Origin of the sequence: Amycolatopsis sp. NPDC101161 (assembly GCF_044768185.1) — a bacterium.
GTDB lineage: Bacteria > Actinomycetota > Actinomycetes > Mycobacteriales > Pseudonocardiaceae > Amycolatopsis.
The window spans coordinates 203120-217909 of the sequence record NZ_JBIWPI010000008.1 but is presented as its reverse complement, the minus strand read 5'-3'; the positions used below and the strand labels follow the sequence as shown (position 1 = coordinate 217909).

At 71.5% G+C, this 14790-nt stretch carries 14 protein-coding genes and 1 tRNA gene; 6 read left to right on the top strand and 9 right to left on the bottom strand.

The features are described from left to right. Positions 1-47 precede the first annotated feature (47 nt). Positions 48-123: transfer RNA gene (locus tag ACIRSS_RS47565), tRNA-His, on the bottom strand. A 77-nt stretch (positions 124-200) separates the two neighbouring features. Then, positions 201-809 (bottom strand): oligoribonuclease, encoded by a 609-nt coding sequence (orn, locus tag ACIRSS_RS47560; RefSeq protein ID WP_400908325.1) that lies wholly within the window; start codon positions 807-809, stop codon positions 201-203. Between the two features lie 102 nt (positions 810-911). On the opposite strand from orn, the gene ACIRSS_RS47555 reads away from it, so the two are divergent. Both ACIRSS_RS47555 and ACIRSS_RS47550 read left to right on the top strand, forming a co-directional pair. After that, positions 912-2447, top strand: coding sequence for a helicase HerA-like domain-containing protein (locus ACIRSS_RS47555; RefSeq protein ID WP_400908322.1), 1536 nt, complete (start codon positions 912-914; stop codon positions 2445-2447). 67 nt (positions 2448-2514) lie between these two features. Then, positions 2515-2892, top strand: a complete 378-nt coding sequence (locus tag ACIRSS_RS47550) for a DUF3224 domain-containing protein (protein WP_400908319.1) — start codon at positions 2515-2517, stop codon at positions 2890-2892. A gap of 120 nt (positions 2893-3012) precedes the next feature. Here ACIRSS_RS47550 and ACIRSS_RS47545 read toward each other — a convergent pair whose 3' ends face one another. The 3 genes from ACIRSS_RS47545 to ACIRSS_RS47535 all read right to left on the bottom strand — a co-directional run bounded on the left by ACIRSS_RS47545 (position 3013) and on the right by ACIRSS_RS47535 (position 6263). Further along, positions 3013-4050, bottom strand: coding sequence for a trypsin-like peptidase domain-containing protein (locus ACIRSS_RS47545; protein ID WP_400908316.1), 1038 nt, complete (start codon positions 4048-4050; stop codon positions 3013-3015). A gap of 98 nt (positions 4051-4148) precedes the next feature. Next, positions 4149-5471 (bottom strand): M20 family metallopeptidase, encoded by a 1323-nt coding sequence (locus ACIRSS_RS47540; protein WP_400908313.1) that lies wholly within the window; start codon positions 5469-5471, stop codon positions 4149-4151. A gap of 39 nt (positions 5472-5510) precedes the next feature. Next, complete coding sequence (locus ACIRSS_RS47535; protein ID WP_400908310.1) at positions 5511-6263, bottom strand: class I SAM-dependent methyltransferase; 753 nt, start codon at positions 6261-6263, stop codon at positions 5511-5513. Positions 6264-6406: 143 nt separating this feature from the next. Here ACIRSS_RS47535 and ACIRSS_RS47530 point away from each other — a divergent pair, with 143 nt between their 5' ends. The 3 genes from ACIRSS_RS47530 to ACIRSS_RS47520 all read left to right on the top strand — a co-directional run bounded on the left by ACIRSS_RS47530 (position 6407) and on the right by ACIRSS_RS47520 (position 9726). Next, positions 6407-7309 (top strand): DNA-3-methyladenine glycosylase family protein, encoded by a 903-nt coding sequence (locus tag ACIRSS_RS47530; RefSeq protein ID WP_400908307.1) that lies wholly within the window; start codon positions 6407-6409, stop codon positions 7307-7309. A gap of 361 nt (positions 7310-7670) precedes the next feature. Beyond that, on the top strand, positions 7671-8438 hold the full coding sequence (locus ACIRSS_RS47525) for a M50 family metallopeptidase (protein ID WP_400908305.1): 768 nt from the start codon (positions 7671-7673) through the stop codon (positions 8436-8438). A 55-nt stretch (positions 8439-8493) separates the two neighbouring features. After that, positions 8494-9726, top strand: coding sequence for an aldehyde dehydrogenase family protein (locus tag ACIRSS_RS47520; protein ID WP_400908302.1), 1233 nt, complete (start codon positions 8494-8496; stop codon positions 9724-9726). 389 nt (positions 9727-10115) lie between these two features. Here the strand turns inward: ACIRSS_RS47520 and ACIRSS_RS47515 are convergent, their stop codons facing one another. Continuing rightward, the gene (locus tag ACIRSS_RS47515) at positions 10116-10367 is read right to left on the bottom strand and encodes a hypothetical protein (protein ID WP_400908299.1); all 252 of its coding nucleotides are present in this window, start codon (positions 10365-10367) and stop codon (positions 10116-10118) included. Positions 10368-10453: 86 nt separating this feature from the next. On the opposite strand from ACIRSS_RS47515, the gene ACIRSS_RS47510 reads away from it, so the two are divergent. Next, entirely contained in the window at positions 10454-11545 is a 1092-nt protein-coding gene (locus ACIRSS_RS47510) for a dihydrofolate reductase family protein (protein WP_400908296.1), read from the top strand. An 11-nt stretch (positions 11546-11556) separates the two neighbouring features. Here the strand turns inward: ACIRSS_RS47510 and ACIRSS_RS47505 are convergent, their stop codons facing one another. The 3 genes from ACIRSS_RS47505 to ACIRSS_RS47495 all read right to left on the bottom strand — a co-directional run bounded on the left by ACIRSS_RS47505 (position 11557) and on the right by ACIRSS_RS47495 (position 14765). Beyond that, entirely contained in the window at positions 11557-12765 is a 1209-nt protein-coding gene (locus ACIRSS_RS47505) for a chitinase (protein ID WP_400908293.1), read from the bottom strand. Positions 12766-13029: 264 nt separating this feature from the next. Next, positions 13030-14112 (bottom strand): sensor histidine kinase, encoded by a 1083-nt coding sequence (locus ACIRSS_RS47500; RefSeq protein ID WP_400908290.1) that lies wholly within the window; start codon positions 14110-14112, stop codon positions 13030-13032. After that, positions 14109-14765 (bottom strand): response regulator transcription factor, encoded by a 657-nt coding sequence (locus ACIRSS_RS47495; protein WP_400908287.1) that lies wholly within the window; start codon positions 14763-14765, stop codon positions 14109-14111. The genes ACIRSS_RS47500 and ACIRSS_RS47495 overlap by 4 nt, the downstream gene beginning before the upstream one ends. Positions 14766-14790: the final 25 nt, after the last annotated feature.

Sequence of the window (14790 nt, the reverse complement as noted above, 5' to 3'; positions counted from 1 at the left end):
CCCCGACATCGGGGAAGGGCCGCAAGGCCCTGACCGTGCCGGGGTGATGGGGTGAGCGACGGGTTTCGAACCCGCGACCTCCTGGACCACAACCAGGTGCTCTACCAGCTGAGCTACGCCCACCATCGCCAAGGGGATCCACTTGCGATCACCTTGCTGTCAGCAATCGTAGCGGGTGCCCTCGAGCGGATTGCAGGGGGTTACCTCTGGTGCTGTTCCTGCACTTCAGCGGCCGCGGCCTTGGCTTCGTCGCTGGTCGGGCCGGGTTGGGGCACGAACGCGACGCGCCGGTAGTAGTCGAGTTCGCCGATGGATTCCCGGATGTCGGCGAGGGCCCGGTGGGCGAGGCCCTTCTCCGGCTTGGCGTAGTAGATCCGCGGGTACCAGCGGCGGACGAGCTCCTTGACGGAGGAGACGTCGACCATCCGGTAGTGCAGGTGGGCGTCGAGGGCCGGCATGTCGCGGGCGATGAAGCCGCGGTCGGTGGCGATCGAGTTGCCGGCGAGCGGCGCGGTGCCCGACTCGGGGACGTGCTCGCGGATGTACTCGAGGACGCGGCGTTCGGCTTCTTCGAGGGTCACGGTCGAGCGCCGGACCTCTTCGGTGAGGCCGGAGTGGGCGTGCATCTCGCGGACGACGTCGGGCATGCCGGCGAGTTTTTCCTCGTCGGCGTGGATGACGATGTCGACTCCGTCGCCGAGCACGTTCAGCTCCGCGTCGGTGACGAGGGCGGCGATTTCGATCAACGCTTCCTTGCCGAGGTCGAGCCCCGTCATCTCGCAGTCGATCCAGACTAGGCGGTCGGTCACCTGGTGACCCTAACCCGACACGGGGATATGAGGGGCGTTACCTGTGCGTACGGCGCGTTACGCTCCGACTGTGGTGCAGGACACACGATCGGGGAGCTGCGAGTGACCGAACAGGGGTCGCCGGCGAGTGAGATCGCCGCCGGTTATGCGAGTGAGGGTGCCGCGCTGGAGCTGGGCGCGGTGGTGATCGACGGCCAGGTCGACGCCGCGGCCGCGGTGCGGCTGCCGTTGGCGACGCTGAACCGGCACGGCCTGGTGGCCGGCGCGACCGGGACGGGCAAGACGAAGACGTTGCAGCTGGTCGCGGAGCAACTGTCGGCAGCCGGCGTGCCGGTGGTGCTCGCCGACGTGAAGGGTGATCTGTCCGGGCTGGCCGCGGCCGGCGAGGCGAACGACAAGGTCGCGAAACGCTCGCAGGAGCTGGGCGACGACTGGGCCGGCGCGGCGTTCCCCGTGCAGTTCCTGTCGCTGGGGACCGGCGGGAAGGGCTCGCCGATCCGCGCGACGATCACGAGCTTCGGGCCGGTGCTGCTGTCGAAGGTGCTCGGGCTGAACGAGACGCAGGAGTCGACGCTCGGGCTGATCTTCCACTGGGCCGACCAGCGCGGCCTCGCGCTGCTGGACACCAAGGACCTCCGGTCGGTGATCACGCACCTGACCAGCGACGAGGGCAAGGCGGACCTCAAGGGCATCGGCGGGGTCTCGGCCGCGACGGCCGGCGTGATCCTGCGTTCGCTGTCCAACTTGGAGGCTCAGGGCGGCGAAGACTTCTTCGGCGAGCCCGAGCTGGACGTCCACGACCTCATGCGGCAGAACGACGGCAAGGGCGTCGTCACGCTGCTGGAGCTGGACAACCTGCAGTCGAAACCGGCCCTGTTCTCGACGTTCCTGATGTGGCTGCTCGCCGAGCTGTTCGAGGAGCTGCCGGAGGAAGGCGACCTCGACAAGCCGAAGCTCGTGTTCTTCTTCGACGAGGCGCACCTGCTGTTCAACGACGCGTCGAAGGCGTTCCTCGAGCGCATCGAGCAGACCGTGAAGCTGATCCGCTCGAAGGGCGTCGGCGTGTTCTTCTGCACGCAGCTGCCCACGGACATCCCGAACAACGTGCTTTCGCAGCTCGGCGCGCGGATCCAGCACGCGCTGCGGGCGTTCACCCCGGACGACCAAGCGGCGCTGGCCAAGACCGTGAAGACCTACCCGAAGACGAAGTTCTACGAGCTCGACACGGCGTTGACGTCGCTGGGCATCGGCGAAGCGATCGTCACGGTGTTGTCCGAGCGGGGCGCGCCGACACCGGTGGCGTGGACGCGGCTGCGGGCGCCGCGGTCGAAGATGGGCTCGATCGGCGACGAGGCCGTCGCCGCTTCGGTTTCTTCGTCCGACCTGCACGCGAAGTACGCCGAGACGATCGACCGGGAGTCCGCCTACGAGAAGCTGGCGGCCAAGGTTGCCGACGCTCCCGCCCCTGCGCCCGACGCTCCCGCCGCGCCGGCGCCGGCTCCGGCTCCCGACAAGGACGAGCCCGGGTTCATCGAGTCGGCGATGAAGAACCCGGCCGTGAAGTCGTTCATGCGGTCCGCGGCGAGCGCGCTGGGCCGGGAGATCACACGGGGGCTGTTCGGCAACCGGAGGCGCTGACAAAACCTGACGCAACCTGTCAGGTATGGCTGCCAAGCTGGCGCCACCAACGAGACAGGGGAAAGCCATGACCAGCACCGCGACCGCGTCGTTCGTCCTCGACAAGTGGGAGCCGCAGGCGACCGACGAGGCCGGCGGCACCGAGTTCGCCCGGGTGGCCATCGCCAAGACGTTCACCGGGGCGGTCGAGGGGACCAGCACCGTCGAGCTGCTCTCGGCGTCCAACGCGACTTCGCGCGCGTACGTCGCCTTCGAGCGTCTCGAGGTCTCGGTCGAGGGCCGCAAGGGCGGGTTCGTCCTGCACCACACCGCCGACGACTCGGGCCTGACGCTCAAGATCCTCACCGGCTCGGGCTTCGGCGAACTGGCTGGGATCTCCGGCACGGCGAACATCGAAATGGACGCCGAGCAGAACCACACGCTGGTCCTCAGCTACGACCTGTAGACAGCGCGAAGGCCGTTTCGAGAGCCCCCGATTGACTCTCGAAACGGCCTTCACGGTGTCCACCGCTCCCCGAAAGCGGGTGGACCGGGATGGACCGCCCCGACCACGGCCCATCGCGTCCTAGTTGTTCACGATCTGGTCGACGATCTTCTTGGCGTCGTTGATCGGGATGGCGAAGCCGATCCCGACGCTGCCCGCCGAGCCGTTGGCCGAGGCCGTCGGGCTGTAGAGGGCGGAGTTGATGCCGATGACGTTGCCCTGGGCGTCGACCAGCGCGCCGCCGGAGTTGCCCTGGTTGATCGAGGCGTCCGTCTGGATCGCGGTGTAGCTGGGCGAGCTCTCGGACTGGTTCGACGTGCGGCTGAAGGGCGACTGCTGTTGCTGCTGGCCCTGGCCGATGTCGGAGAGGTTCCGGTTGAGCGCGCTGACGATGCCGGTGGTGACGGTGTTCTGCAGGCCGCCCGGCGAGCCGATCGCGATCACCTGCTGGCCGACGACCAGCTTGCTCGAGTCGCCCAGCGTCGCCGCGGTCAAGCCGCTGGCGTTCTGGGCCTGGACCACGGCGATGTCCGCCTTGGTGTCCGCGCCGACCACGCCGGCCTGGTACTTCTTGCCGTCGGACGTCGTGATCACGACGTTGTGCGCACCGTCCACGACGTGCGCGTTCGTCAGGATCCGGCCGTTCGAGGTGAGGATGACGCCCGAGCCGATGGCCTCGCCCTGGCCGGTGGTCACGTTGATCTGGACGACGCTGGGCGTCACCTTCGCCGCGACGCCGCTGACGTCGCCGGAGGCGGTCGAGTTCGCGACCGTCTGGCCGCTCGCGGCCGGCGTGCTGACCGACGTCGTCGCGCCGTCGGCCGAGTTCGTGGTGAGCCCGACGATCGCGGCGCCGCCGACGCCGCCGACCAGCGCGGCGCCGAGGGCGGTCGCGCTGACGATCATCGCGACGCGGCCGCCCTTGCGCGGCTTGGTCTTCAGCGCCGTGGGCGCCTGCCCCGTCGGCGGCTGGTGCGTGAAGAGAGGGTTCGGCGCGGCCTGGTGCTGGTAGCCGTAGTGCGGCGGCTGCTGCGCGTACGGCCCGTACTGCTGGGTGCTCTGGTGCGGCTGGTGCCCACCGGGTGAGGCGGGGCCGGGCCGACTCTCGTTCTCGGTCATGGCACTAGATTCGCGCGCCCGCTTGTGAGCAACCTGTGGAAATACCTCAGGCTTTGCTGAGAAGAATCAGCTGAGAAAACTCAGCTGATTCTTAGGCGTCAGGCGAAGAACGACGGTACGTCCAGCGCTCCTCCCGCCGCCTCGAACTCGTCGTGCACCGCTTGCCGCAGCTCGGCGTCGCCCAGGTAGTCGGCGGCGGTCAGGGCCAGGCCCAGGGCGCCGTCCCGGACGCCGGCGTCGCCGGTCTCCGAACCGGCCGCGGCCGCGAACTCCTTGGTGTGCAACGCGACCGTCGGCCCGGAGACGGCGAGCATCGGGTGCAGCGCGGGCATCCGGTAGGACAGGTTGCCCAGGTCCGTCGAGCCGGTGAGCGACTCCGGCACGATGCCCGGCGGGAGCGGCTTGCGGCCGGTGCCCGCCTGGTTGACCGACCAGCGCCCGGCGAGCGCGGTGTTGAACCGGATCGGCAGGTAGGCGGCTTGGGCGTCCCAGATCAGCTCGACCCCGCAGCCGGTCATCGCCGCCGCGCCTTCGGCGATCGACGTCATGCGGGCGGCGAGGTCGCGCAGGGTGTCGGGGGACTGGGAGCGCAGGTAGAACAGCAGCGCCGCGCGCGCCGGGATGACGTTCGGCCGCGCGCCGCCGTCGGTGAACACGCCGTGGACGCGGTCGCTCTGCGGGAGTTGCTGGCGCAGCGCGGAAACGCCCTGGTAGGCCGCGACGGCGGCGTCGAGCGCGTTGCGGCCCATGAACGGCTGGGCGCTCGCGTGGGCGCCGACGCCGTGGAAGACCATTTCCAGCTGGCGGCGCCCGAGGAACGGGTGCAGCGCGATGTCGTGGCTGAACGGGTGCAGCATGATCACGGCGTCGACGTCGTCGAACACGCCCGCGCGGGCGAGGATCTCCTTGCCGCCCCCGCCTTCTTCGGCCGGCGTGCCGATCAGGCTGACGCGGCCGCCGAGCCGCTCGGCGACGGTGGCGGCGCCGAGGAAGCCGCCCGCGGCGGTGGTGCAGATGACGTTGTGGCCGCAGGCGTGGCCGAGCCCGGGCAGCGCGTCGTACTCGGCGAGGACGGCGATGTGCGGGCCGTCTCGCTCCGGCGTGCTGACGCGCAACGCGGTGTCGAGCCCGCCGACGCCGACTGTCGCTTCGTGGCCGTGGCGCTTCAGGAGGTCCGCCAGGGCTTGTACCGACCGGTGCTCGGCGAACCCTTCCTCGGGATGGGCGTGCAGATCTTGGCTCAACGCCACCAGATCGGGTGAACTGCGCTCGACGGCGGCGGTCACTTCGGCCCGCGTCGGCTCGTCCGCGCCGGTGTGCGGCGAGGACAGCGGTTCGGCGGCCGCGACGGCGTCGGCGGTGGCCTCGACCAGGGAACGCAGGTAGCTGTCGTCGGGCGGGACGGGCTCGTGGTGGGTCATGGGGCGATGCTAACCGGCGGTACCGACAATCCGCGGTGCTCAGCTCAGCCGGCCCGCCACGATCTGCGTGACGCCCGCGTACCGCTCGGTGATCCCGGTGAAGCCGCGGGCGCGCAGGCCCGCCGCGATCTTGCCGCGGTCGAACATCCGCTGCCCGCTCAGGATCCCGCCGATGGACTCCGCGACTCGCGCGGGTTGCCAGCCGCGCCGGGCGCTGGTGAGCAGCACGATCCGGCCACCGGGCTTCAGCACACGCGTGAAGGAGTCCAATGCGGTCTCGGGCTCGGCGAACATGTGGAGGGCGGCGAAGCAGCAGACGCCGTCCACAGTGGACTCTTTGAGCGGGAGGCGCACGGCGTCCGCGCGCAGGTAGGCGACGGAGTCCGGGCCGCCCTCGGCGACGGCCTTGTCGAGCATCGTGCGCGCGCCGTCGAGGCCGACGGCGAGTCCATTCGGGCCGACGGCCGTGCCGAACGCGCGGGTGAACCGGCCGGTTCCGCAAGCGACGTCGAGCGCGGTGTCGCCGGGTCGCAGGGCGAGGAGTTTCGTCGCGAGCCGTACTTCGCCCGCCATGCTCGGGCCGAGCGGGCCCTTGAGCGCGCGGCCGAGCGCGGGGCGCCAGTACCGCTCGTAGACCTGCGGCAGGAGGGTGGTGCGCATCAGCCGCTGGGTGAGGCCGGTCGGCGGACCGGCTTGGGACGCGGTGCCCAGCAGGTCGAGGTAGCCGTCGCTGGTCTTCGCGGGCGTTTCGAGCAGGGCTTCGAGGCGTTCGGTGGCGGTCTTCGTCGGCATGGGTCTCCTCTCGGATACCGGCAGTATGTCAAATCCGCTGCACTCGATCGAGTGAACACTGCGCGGGCTCAGGCGTTCGAGCCCCGGAATTGTCGGTGCCCCGGCCTAGCGTCGCAGGCGAGGTCCCGATCCGAGGAGGAGAGATGACGATTTCCATGCTGGCCAACGAGATCACGGTGCAGGGCGAGTTCGACCTGGCCGCGGCGGCGAGGTTCCTGACCGGCTTCGCGCCCGCCGGGCGGCCGGACGCGGAACCCGGCGCGCTCCGGGTGGCGTTCCCGCTCGACGGCGAGTGGACACAGGTGGGAGCGGTGCTGCGCCAGAGATCGCCGGGAGAGGTGGCGGTCGAGGTCCACGGCCCGCCGTCGTCGGCGGAGGCGGTGGTGGCGCAGGTGCGGAGGATGTGCTCACTGGACGTCGACGGCACCGGCTTCGGCGAGGTCGCCGACCGCGACCCGGTGGTGTCCCTGCTGCAGGGGCTGCACCCGGGGTTGCGCCCGGTGCTGTTCGCGTCCCCGTACGAAGCGGCGTGCTGGGCGGTGCTGAGTCATCGCATCTGGATGACGCAGGCGGTCCGCTTGCGCCGTCGCCTGGCCGAGCGCCACGGAACGGAGGTCGAGGTCGGCGGCAGCGTCCTGACGTCGTTACCGGCGCCCGCGGTGCTGGCGAAGCTGGAGTATCTGCCGGGCTTGTCGGGCGCGAAGATGCAGCGCTTGCGAGCGATCGCGGAAGCGGCGGCCGACGGCCTCCTCGACGCGGCATCCCTGCGCTCGATGCCGGCGGACGAGGCATTGAAACAGCTGCAGGTCCTGCCGGGAGTGGGCAGGTTCAGCGCGGAGCTGATCTTGATCCGCGGAGCCGGTCATCCGGACGTGTTCCCGAGGGCGGAGACGCGCCTGCACGAGATCATGCGCGAGGCGTACCACCTCCCGGACGCGGGAGTGGAGGAGCTGACGGCGATCGCCGAGACGTGGGCGCCGTTCCGGAGCTGGGCGTCGTTCCTGTTCAGGGTGGAGGGAGAGGCCCGGCTGAGGGAGTCCCGATGAGCGGCCGCCCCGCCCGGCGGCGCTGAATCAGGGAGTCGCCCGGCTGGGTGCCTCGGTGACCGGGCAGGCTCAAGCCGGTCGAGTGGGCCGCGAACCAGTGGCGGCCACCGGCCTGCGCCCGCCTACAGCCTGCGCTCGGCAGGGCGGCGCCTCGGCGTTGTCGAGGGAGCCCGAGCTCCGTGTCCGCGAGGGCCGTCGCTCAGTCGCCGGGGAGCAGAGCCCGCCGTCCGCGCACCGCGGAAACCCGTCGCGTCAACCACCCCCGAGGAAGGAGACCGTATCGACCCCTTACCCGAAGCCGCGGAACCGCGAGCCGTGGGGACTCACAGTAGCCAGATGTCGCCTGTGGTGAGGTGTTCGGGTGAGCTCGCCCGTTCAACTCGCTCTCGGTGACCCGGCCCGCGCCGGTGCTGCCCTCCGTGCGGCCGCCACCACTCCGTCGCTGCTCGAGCAGGCCCAGACGCCCGCCGTGATCACACTGGTCGCCGGTGGGGTGGCGCTGCTGGTCGTGCTCGTCGGCGGCAGGCTGTGGCGGACGGCGCGCAACGGCGTCACCATCGTGCACGAGGCCGGCCACGCGCTGGCCGCCGTGCTGGTCGGGCGGCGGCTGCAGGGCATCAAGCTGCACTCGGACACCTCGGGCGTCACCGTCTCGCGCGGCAAGCCCGAAGGGCCGGGCATGGCCTTCACCGCGCTGGCCGGGTACATGGCGCCGTCCGTACTGGGGCTGCTGTTCGCCAGCCTGTTGGGCGCCGACCTGGTCGGTACGGTCCTCGTCCTGATCGCGCTGCTGCTGCTCGGCGTGCTGGTGATGGTGCGCAACGCCTACGGGGTGTTCACCGTGGTCGTCAGCGCCGTCGTGCTCGCGCTGGTGGCGTTCGTCGCGCCGGTCGAGGTGCAGGCTCCGTTCAGCTACCTCGTGACGTGGTTCCTGCTGTTCGGCGGCGTGCGGCCGGTGGTCGAGCTGCAGGTCAAGCGGCGGCGCGGCCAGGCCCGCGACTCCGATGCCGACCAGCTGGGCCGGCTCACCGCGGTGCCGCCGGTGCTGTGGGTGCTGGTCTTCGCCGTCGCGACGATCAGCTGCCTGATCGCCGGTGGGCTGTGGCTGCTGGAGCCCGTGGCCGCCTAGCCACGCCCATGCGGCAAACTGGTCTCTCGCTGGTCCGCGCGGAGGGAGACGAACGATGGACGAGGTCGCCAAGGCCGTGGAGGAGTGCGCACGGGCGGCGAAGCTGGCCGCGCCGTCGCTCGCCGCCGCTTCCGCCGAAGCCGTCGACGCCGCGCTGACCGGGATGGCCGAGCGGCTGCTCGCGCACCGCGACGAGATCCTCGACGCGAACCAGGCCGACGTCGAGCGCGCGAAGGCCGACGGGATGAGCGCCGGTCTGCTCGACCGGCTCACCATCACCCCGGAACGCCTGACCGGCATGGCCGAGCAGCTGCGGCTGCTCGCCGGCGCCCCGCACCAGGAGCGCTCGGTCGACGTGTCCACGCTGGACGGCGGGCTCAAGCTGGTCGAGCGGCGACGCCCGGTCGGCGTCATCGGCGCGAACTACGAGGCGCGGCCGAACGTGACCGTCGACGTGGCGTCGCAGCTGGTCAAGTCGCGGAACGCGGGCGTGCTGCGCACCGGCTCGGCCGCGCTCGGCTCGGCGCAGCGGCTGCGCGAGGTCGTCATCGCCCCGGCGCTGACCGAGGCGGGCATCGACGCCGACTGCGTCCAGCTGGTGCCGCGGGTGGAGCGCGAGGCGGCGTCCGCGCTGGTGCGGCTGCCGAACCTGGTCCCGCTGGTGATCCTGCGCGGCAGCGGCGACAGCACCCGGGCGCTGGCCACCGAGGCGGCCGTCCACGGCGTGCGCACGCTGGCCCACGCCGACGGCGGCGGCGTCCTGTACGTCGACCGCGGCGCGGACGCCGAAAAGGTGCGTGACCTCGTGTTCGCGAGCCTCGACCGGCTGGGTGTGTGCAACCGGCTGAACCTGCTGCTCATCCACGAGGGCATCCACGACGAGGTCTGGCCCGGCATCGCCGACGCGCTGGCCGAGCGCGGGGTCACGCCGTCGCTGGCCCCGCACGAGCACGCGATCGGCTACGAGTGGGCGCTGGACTCGGACCGCGAGGCGACGGTGACGGTGGCCAAGGTCGGCGCGCTCGCCGACGCGGTCGAGATCGCCAACGAGCGGACATCGGGCCTGGCGGCGGGCATCGCGACCGAGGACACCTCGGCCGCCGACGCGTTCTTCGACGGCTACACCGGCACGGGCGTGTTCTGGAACGCCCCGACCCGCCTCCTCGACGGCTTCAAGCTGCTCGCGGTCCCGGAAACCGGCATCAACCTGGACAAGGTTCCCGGCCCCCGCGGCCCGGTGACGTACACGGACCTGTACGTCCGGCAGTACGCGGTCCTGCCCGCCTGACCCGCGCGCCCGGGCGCGGGGCCGGCGGCTGGGTAGCCGGAGGCGGCGCGGCTCGGTTGGCGACCTGCGGCCGGGCGGAGCGAAGGGCCCGGTGAAGCGGCGAGCCGCAGCCGGCCGGTTGGAGGCGGCTCGGCCTGCGGCCTGAGGTCAGACCGCCCGAAGGGAACCGGCCGGGCAGTGACCGGCGGGCGGCCGGCTCAATGCGACCCAGCTCGGCCTGCGCTCCGCGGCCTGCGCTCCGCGGCCGGAGCCCCGCGGCCGGAGCCCCGCGGCCGGCCAGCCGGGGACGAGCCCCGGCGGCCGACTACCCGGGGACGAGCTCCGGCGGCCGGCTACCCGGGTGGAGTGAGCCGGGTAGCCTCGGCGCCGCGAACGCTGCCGCCTCCCGGCTAGATCGTCGGCCCCATGCTTGCCAGCCGGCGGAGTTCCTTCACCGTGTCCGCCGTGTTCGTCACCAGCTCCGTTCCCTCTCCTACCTCCCCCGCGTAGCGGTAGATCGCCGTCGGGCCGTCGCTGATCGCTATGGCTGCCACCAGGCGGCCCTCCGGGTCTCGGGTGAGTCCGGTCGTCACCGACACCTCCCGGCCGACCGTGTCGACCGTGGTCAGCGTCCGCTCCTTGTACCAGCCTCGCGTTGTCATCTTCAGAAAGCTCCGGGGGATGGGCTCGACAGGGATACGTCGTGAGACGCCCGGATCGCCGAAGGCGTTACGGCATACTGGGCCGGGTGATCACCCGGCCGCACGTCCTGCTGTCCGCCGCGCAGTCGCTCGACGGCTTCCTCGACGACACCTCGCCCGAGCGGCTCGTGCTGTCCACTGAGGACGACTTCGCCGTCGTGGACCGGTTGCGGGCCGAGGCCGACGCGATCTTCGTCGGTGCCGGGACCGTGCGGGCCGACAACCCGCGGCTGCTCGTGCGGTCCCCGGACCTGCGGCGACAGCGGCTCGCGCGCGGGAAGCCCGAACAACCCGTCAAAGTCACGGTGACCACCCGCGGCCTCGACCCGGACGCGCAGTTCTTCACCGTCGGGGACACCGAAAAGATCGTCTACGCCCCGCCCGGGGCCGCCGACGCGCTCAAGCACGTCGCCACCGTCGTCGATGCCGGGAATCCGCCCGACTTCGGGCGCGTCCTGGACGATCTCGGCGCGCGCGGCATCGCAAACCTGCTGGTCGAAGGCGGCGGTGGGATCCACACCCGGTTCCTCGCCGACGGTCTCGCCGACGAGCTGCGGCTCGCGATCGCGCCGTTCTTCGTCGGGCAGCCCGACGCGCCGCGGTTCGTGGGCCCCGGCCTCTACCCGCGTCCGCTGGTTCTCACCGGTGTGGAGGAACTGCAGGGGATGGCGATCCTCCGGTACCGCGCGGCCGGCGAACCGACCGGCCGGGACATCGCGCGCCTGCGGGAAGCCATCGCGCTCGCCGCCGAATGCCCGCCGAGCCACACCTTCCGGGTCGGCGCCGTCATCACCGATGCCGAGGGCGAAGTCGTCGCGACCGGGCATTCCGGCGAGGGCGATCCGCTGAACCACGCCGAGGAAGCCGCGCTCGCCAAGTGCGCCGGCGATCCGCGGCTGGCCGGCGCGACGATGTACAGCTCACTCGAGCCGTGCAGCCACCGCAGCTCCCACCCGCGCAGCTGCACGCGGCTGATCCTCGATGCCGGGATCCCGCGGGTCGTCTTCGCGTGGCGCGAGCCGCCCGTCTTCGTCGACGCCCGGGGTACCGAGCTGTTGCGCGAAGCCGGGCGGCACGTGGTCGAGGTTCCCGCGCTGACCCCGGAGGTCCAGCGCGAGAACACCCACCTCGAATTCTGAAGGCCGAAACCTCAGCAGGCGCCGTTGTCGACCCAGACGCCCCATTCGCCGGTCGTGCCCGGCTCTTCGCCCTGGGTCCACCACTTCGCGGTGAACTTGTGGCTGTTGTGCGAGACGACGTCGTCCTTCACGTAGACCTTGGTGCGATCCCATTCCGCCGCGGTGCAGGAGCCGCCGCCCGGGGTGGTCGGGGTCGTCGTCGGCTGGGTCGGCGTCGTCTGCGGCGGGGTCGCGCCGGCGAACCGGACGCTGAACTTCGTGAAGTCCCAGTCGTTCTGCGGGACGTTGCTGCAGACGCCGTTGTCGGTCGTCCCGACGCAGGCGCGGTCGCGGTTGACCGACCAGAACGTGAAGCGGCCGAGGCCGTGGCTGGTCGCGTAGTCGTAGACCGTCTGGAAGTCCGCCGTGTAGAACATCTCCGCGGCGTCCGACTTGCCGTTCATGCCCGAGAAGCCCTCGTGCGAGTACGCGGTCGCGCTGTCCCAGCCCATGTGCGACGTCAGGAGGCCGTGGAACGCCTCGAGCGCCGACACCTGCGACGAGCCGCCGTTGAAGCCACCGTCGAACGGCATGATCGAGAAGTTGTTGGGGCTGAAGCCGATCGACTTCGCCTGGTCGAGCAGCTGCGTGCCGAACCAGCCGGTGCCGGCCGCGGTGCCCGGCATGGTCACCGACACGAACAGGCCGGGGTTGTTGGCCTGCAACGTCTTCGCCGCGCCGAGCTCGTTCGCGATGGCCGCGGTGTTCTCGTACTCCGGCTCTTCGAGGTCGAAGTCGATCGCCTTGAGCGAGTACTTGGCGATGACCTGCTGGTAGGCGTCGGCGGTCGCCGCGGCGGTGCCGCAGGTCTGGCCGAGCTTCGTGCCGCCGTAGCCGCCGACGGACACCGAGACGTCGCCGCCGTTCGACCGGATCCGCGAGATCACGTTCGCGACGGTGGTGTCCGACGAGACCGCGTTGGTGCCGTCCCAGGTCGGGCTGCAGCCGCCGCCGTTGGGCGCCAGGATGAACGCCAGCTGGAACGCCTTGAGCCCGGTCGCGTTCATCACGGTGATCGGATCGGGTGGGTTGTTGCTCACGGGCATCAGGTAGGGCGCTGCGGCGTACCAGTTGTTGCTCAACGCCGCGGTGGCCGACGGCGCACCGAGCACGAGGCTCACGGCGGTGGCGGCGAAAGTGGCGGCGGCGAGCCCGATGGCGGCCAGTCTGCTCCTGCGCATGATCTGTCCTCCCGGTGGGGTTCGAGGGTGGACAAACTATTGGACTAGACCATTAACGAAGTCAAGACACGAAGGTCGGATAGGGGGAAACGACGGGCGAAAAGCGCCGCAATATCCGATATTGGTCCGGGAAAAGGCAACGCGGGGGTGAGGGCGCGACGGATGGGTGCGGCAGAGGACCGGGAGAGTAAATCGGTGTGCGGCTTCGCGCGCGCCGAGACGCGGTTCGTTGCCCGCTCATCCGGTTGTGCTGCCCGCGAGTCCTCACCCCGCGGGCAGCGACACGACCACGACCAGTCCGCCCTCCGGCCGTGCCGTCGCCACGACCTCACCGCCGTGCGCGTGCGCCACCGAGCGCACGATCGACAACCCCAGCCCCGCGCCTTCCGCCGCGACGCGCGCCCGCCGGTGGAACGGGTCGAACAGCGCCGGCACCTCGTCCGGCGCGATCACCGGCCCGCTGTTCGCCACCTCCAGCTCCACCCGCCCCGGCAACGCCCGCGTCGTCACGCGCACCCAGCCGTCCGGCACGTTGTGGCGGATCCCGTTCTCCACCAGGTTGTGCGCCAGCCGTTCCAGCATCAGCGCGTCGCCCAGCGCCGTCGCCTCGCCGAGCTCCGCGAGAACCCCCGGCGGGACGACGTGCGCGACCACCGCCGCCAGGTCGACCGGGCAGCGCTCGGTCAGCGCGCTCTCCGACCGGGCCAGCAGCAGCAACCCGCTGATCAGCTTCTCGTGCCGCGCGTTGATCTCCAGTAGCTTGCCGCCGAGCTGCCGGACGTCGTCGGAGGCCGTGCGGCGGTGCATCGCCACCTCGACCAGGGACCGGTTCAGCGTCAACGGCGTGCGCAGCTCGTGCGACGCGTTCGCGACGAACCGGCGTTGCGCGTCGAACGAGCGGTCCAGGCGCTCGACCATCACGTCGAACGCGTCGGCGAGGTCCTTCACCTCGTCGTCCGGGCCGCGCAGCGCGATCCGCGCGTGGCCGCCCGGGTCGGCCGCCGCCGCGATGCCGCGCGCGGTGTCCGTGACCTGCCGCAACGGCGCCAGCGCGCGGCCCGCCACCAGCCAGCCCAGCCCGGCCGCCAGCACCGCCACCGCGCCGAGCGCGATCGCCCCCTGCGTCAGCAGTGACGTCACCGCCGCCGCACGCAGCTGCCGCGCCTGCTCGTCGAGCGCTTCGAGCGAAGGCAGCGTGGGCAGTCCGGGCGACGGACTGCCCGAGATGATCGTGACCCGCCGGCCGACCTGCTGGGTGAACAGCAGGTACGTCACGCCCAGCAGCACGCCGCCCGCCAGCAGGAACAGGCCGCCGTACAGGACGGTCAGCCGCAGCCGGAGGCTCACCGGAGCCGGTAGCCGACGCCGGTGACCGTCTCCACCAGCGGCGGGTCGCCGAGCTTGCGGCGCAGCTTGAGGATGGTGAGCCGGACGGCGCCGGTGAACGGGTCCGCGTGCTCGTCCCACGCCTTCTCCAGCAGGTGTTCGGCGGACACGGCGGCGCCGTCCGCGCGCAGCAGCTCGGCGAGCACGGCGAACTCCTTTTTGGACAGCGGCAGGTACCGCCCGTCGCGGAACACCTCGTGCCGCGCCGGGTCGAGCGTGACACCGGAGCGGCGCAGGACCGGCGGCGCGGCCGGCCGGCAGCGCCGCCCCAGCGACTGGATGCGCGCGGCCAGCTCGGGGAACGCGAACGGCTTCGTCAGGTAGTCGTCGGCGCCGAGGGACAGCCCGGCGACGCGGTCGGTGACCTCGACGGCCGCGGTGAGCATCAGCACCCGCGTCGCGACCTCGGACGCGACCACCCGCCGGCAGACGTCGTCGCCGTGCACGACCGGCAGGTCCCGGTCGAGCACGACGACGTCGTAGTCGTGCACGGCGAGCCGGTCGAGCGCGGCGCCGCCGTCGTGGACGATGTCGACCGCGTGCGACTCGTCGCGCAGCCACTCCGCGATCGCGTCCGCGAGCATCGGCTCGTCCTCCACCACCAGCACCCGCATGCCCCGATGATCGCCGCGGCCGTGT

What these genes read in the sequence shown, in the direction of transcription:
- ACIRSS_RS47505 (WP_400908293.1), bottom strand. Translation starts at nt 12,765, where the DNA reads ATGCGCAGGAGCAGACTGGCCGCCATCGGGCTCGCCGCCGCCACTTTC.
- ACIRSS_RS47515 (WP_400908299.1), bottom strand. Translation starts at nt 10,367, where the DNA reads ATGACAACGCGAGGCTGGTACAAGGAGCGGACGCTGACCACGGTCGAC.
- ACIRSS_RS47540 (WP_400908313.1), bottom strand. Translation starts at nt 5,471, where the DNA reads ATGACCCACCACGAGCCCGTCCCGCCCGACGACAGCTACCTGCGTTCC.
- ACIRSS_RS47530 (WP_400908307.1), top strand. Translation starts at nt 6,407, where the DNA reads ATGACGATTTCCATGCTGGCCAACGAGATCACGGTGCAGGGCGAGTTC.
- ACIRSS_RS47520 (WP_400908302.1), top strand. Translation starts at nt 8,494, where the DNA reads ATGGACGAGGTCGCCAAGGCCGTGGAGGAGTGCGCACGGGCGGCGAAG.
- ACIRSS_RS47550 (WP_400908319.1), top strand. Translation starts at nt 2,515, where the DNA reads ATGACCAGCACCGCGACCGCGTCGTTCGTCCTCGACAAGTGGGAGCCG.
- ACIRSS_RS47545 (WP_400908316.1), bottom strand. Translation starts at nt 4,050, where the DNA reads ATGACCGAGAACGAGAGTCGGCCCGGCCCCGCCTCACCCGGTGGGCAC.
- ACIRSS_RS47495 (WP_400908287.1), bottom strand. Translation starts at nt 14,765, where the DNA reads ATGCGGGTGCTGGTGGTGGAGGACGAGCCGATGCTCGCGGACGCGATC.
- ACIRSS_RS47535 (WP_400908310.1), bottom strand. Translation starts at nt 6,263, where the DNA reads ATGCCGACGAAGACCGCCACCGAACGCCTCGAAGCCCTGCTCGAAACG.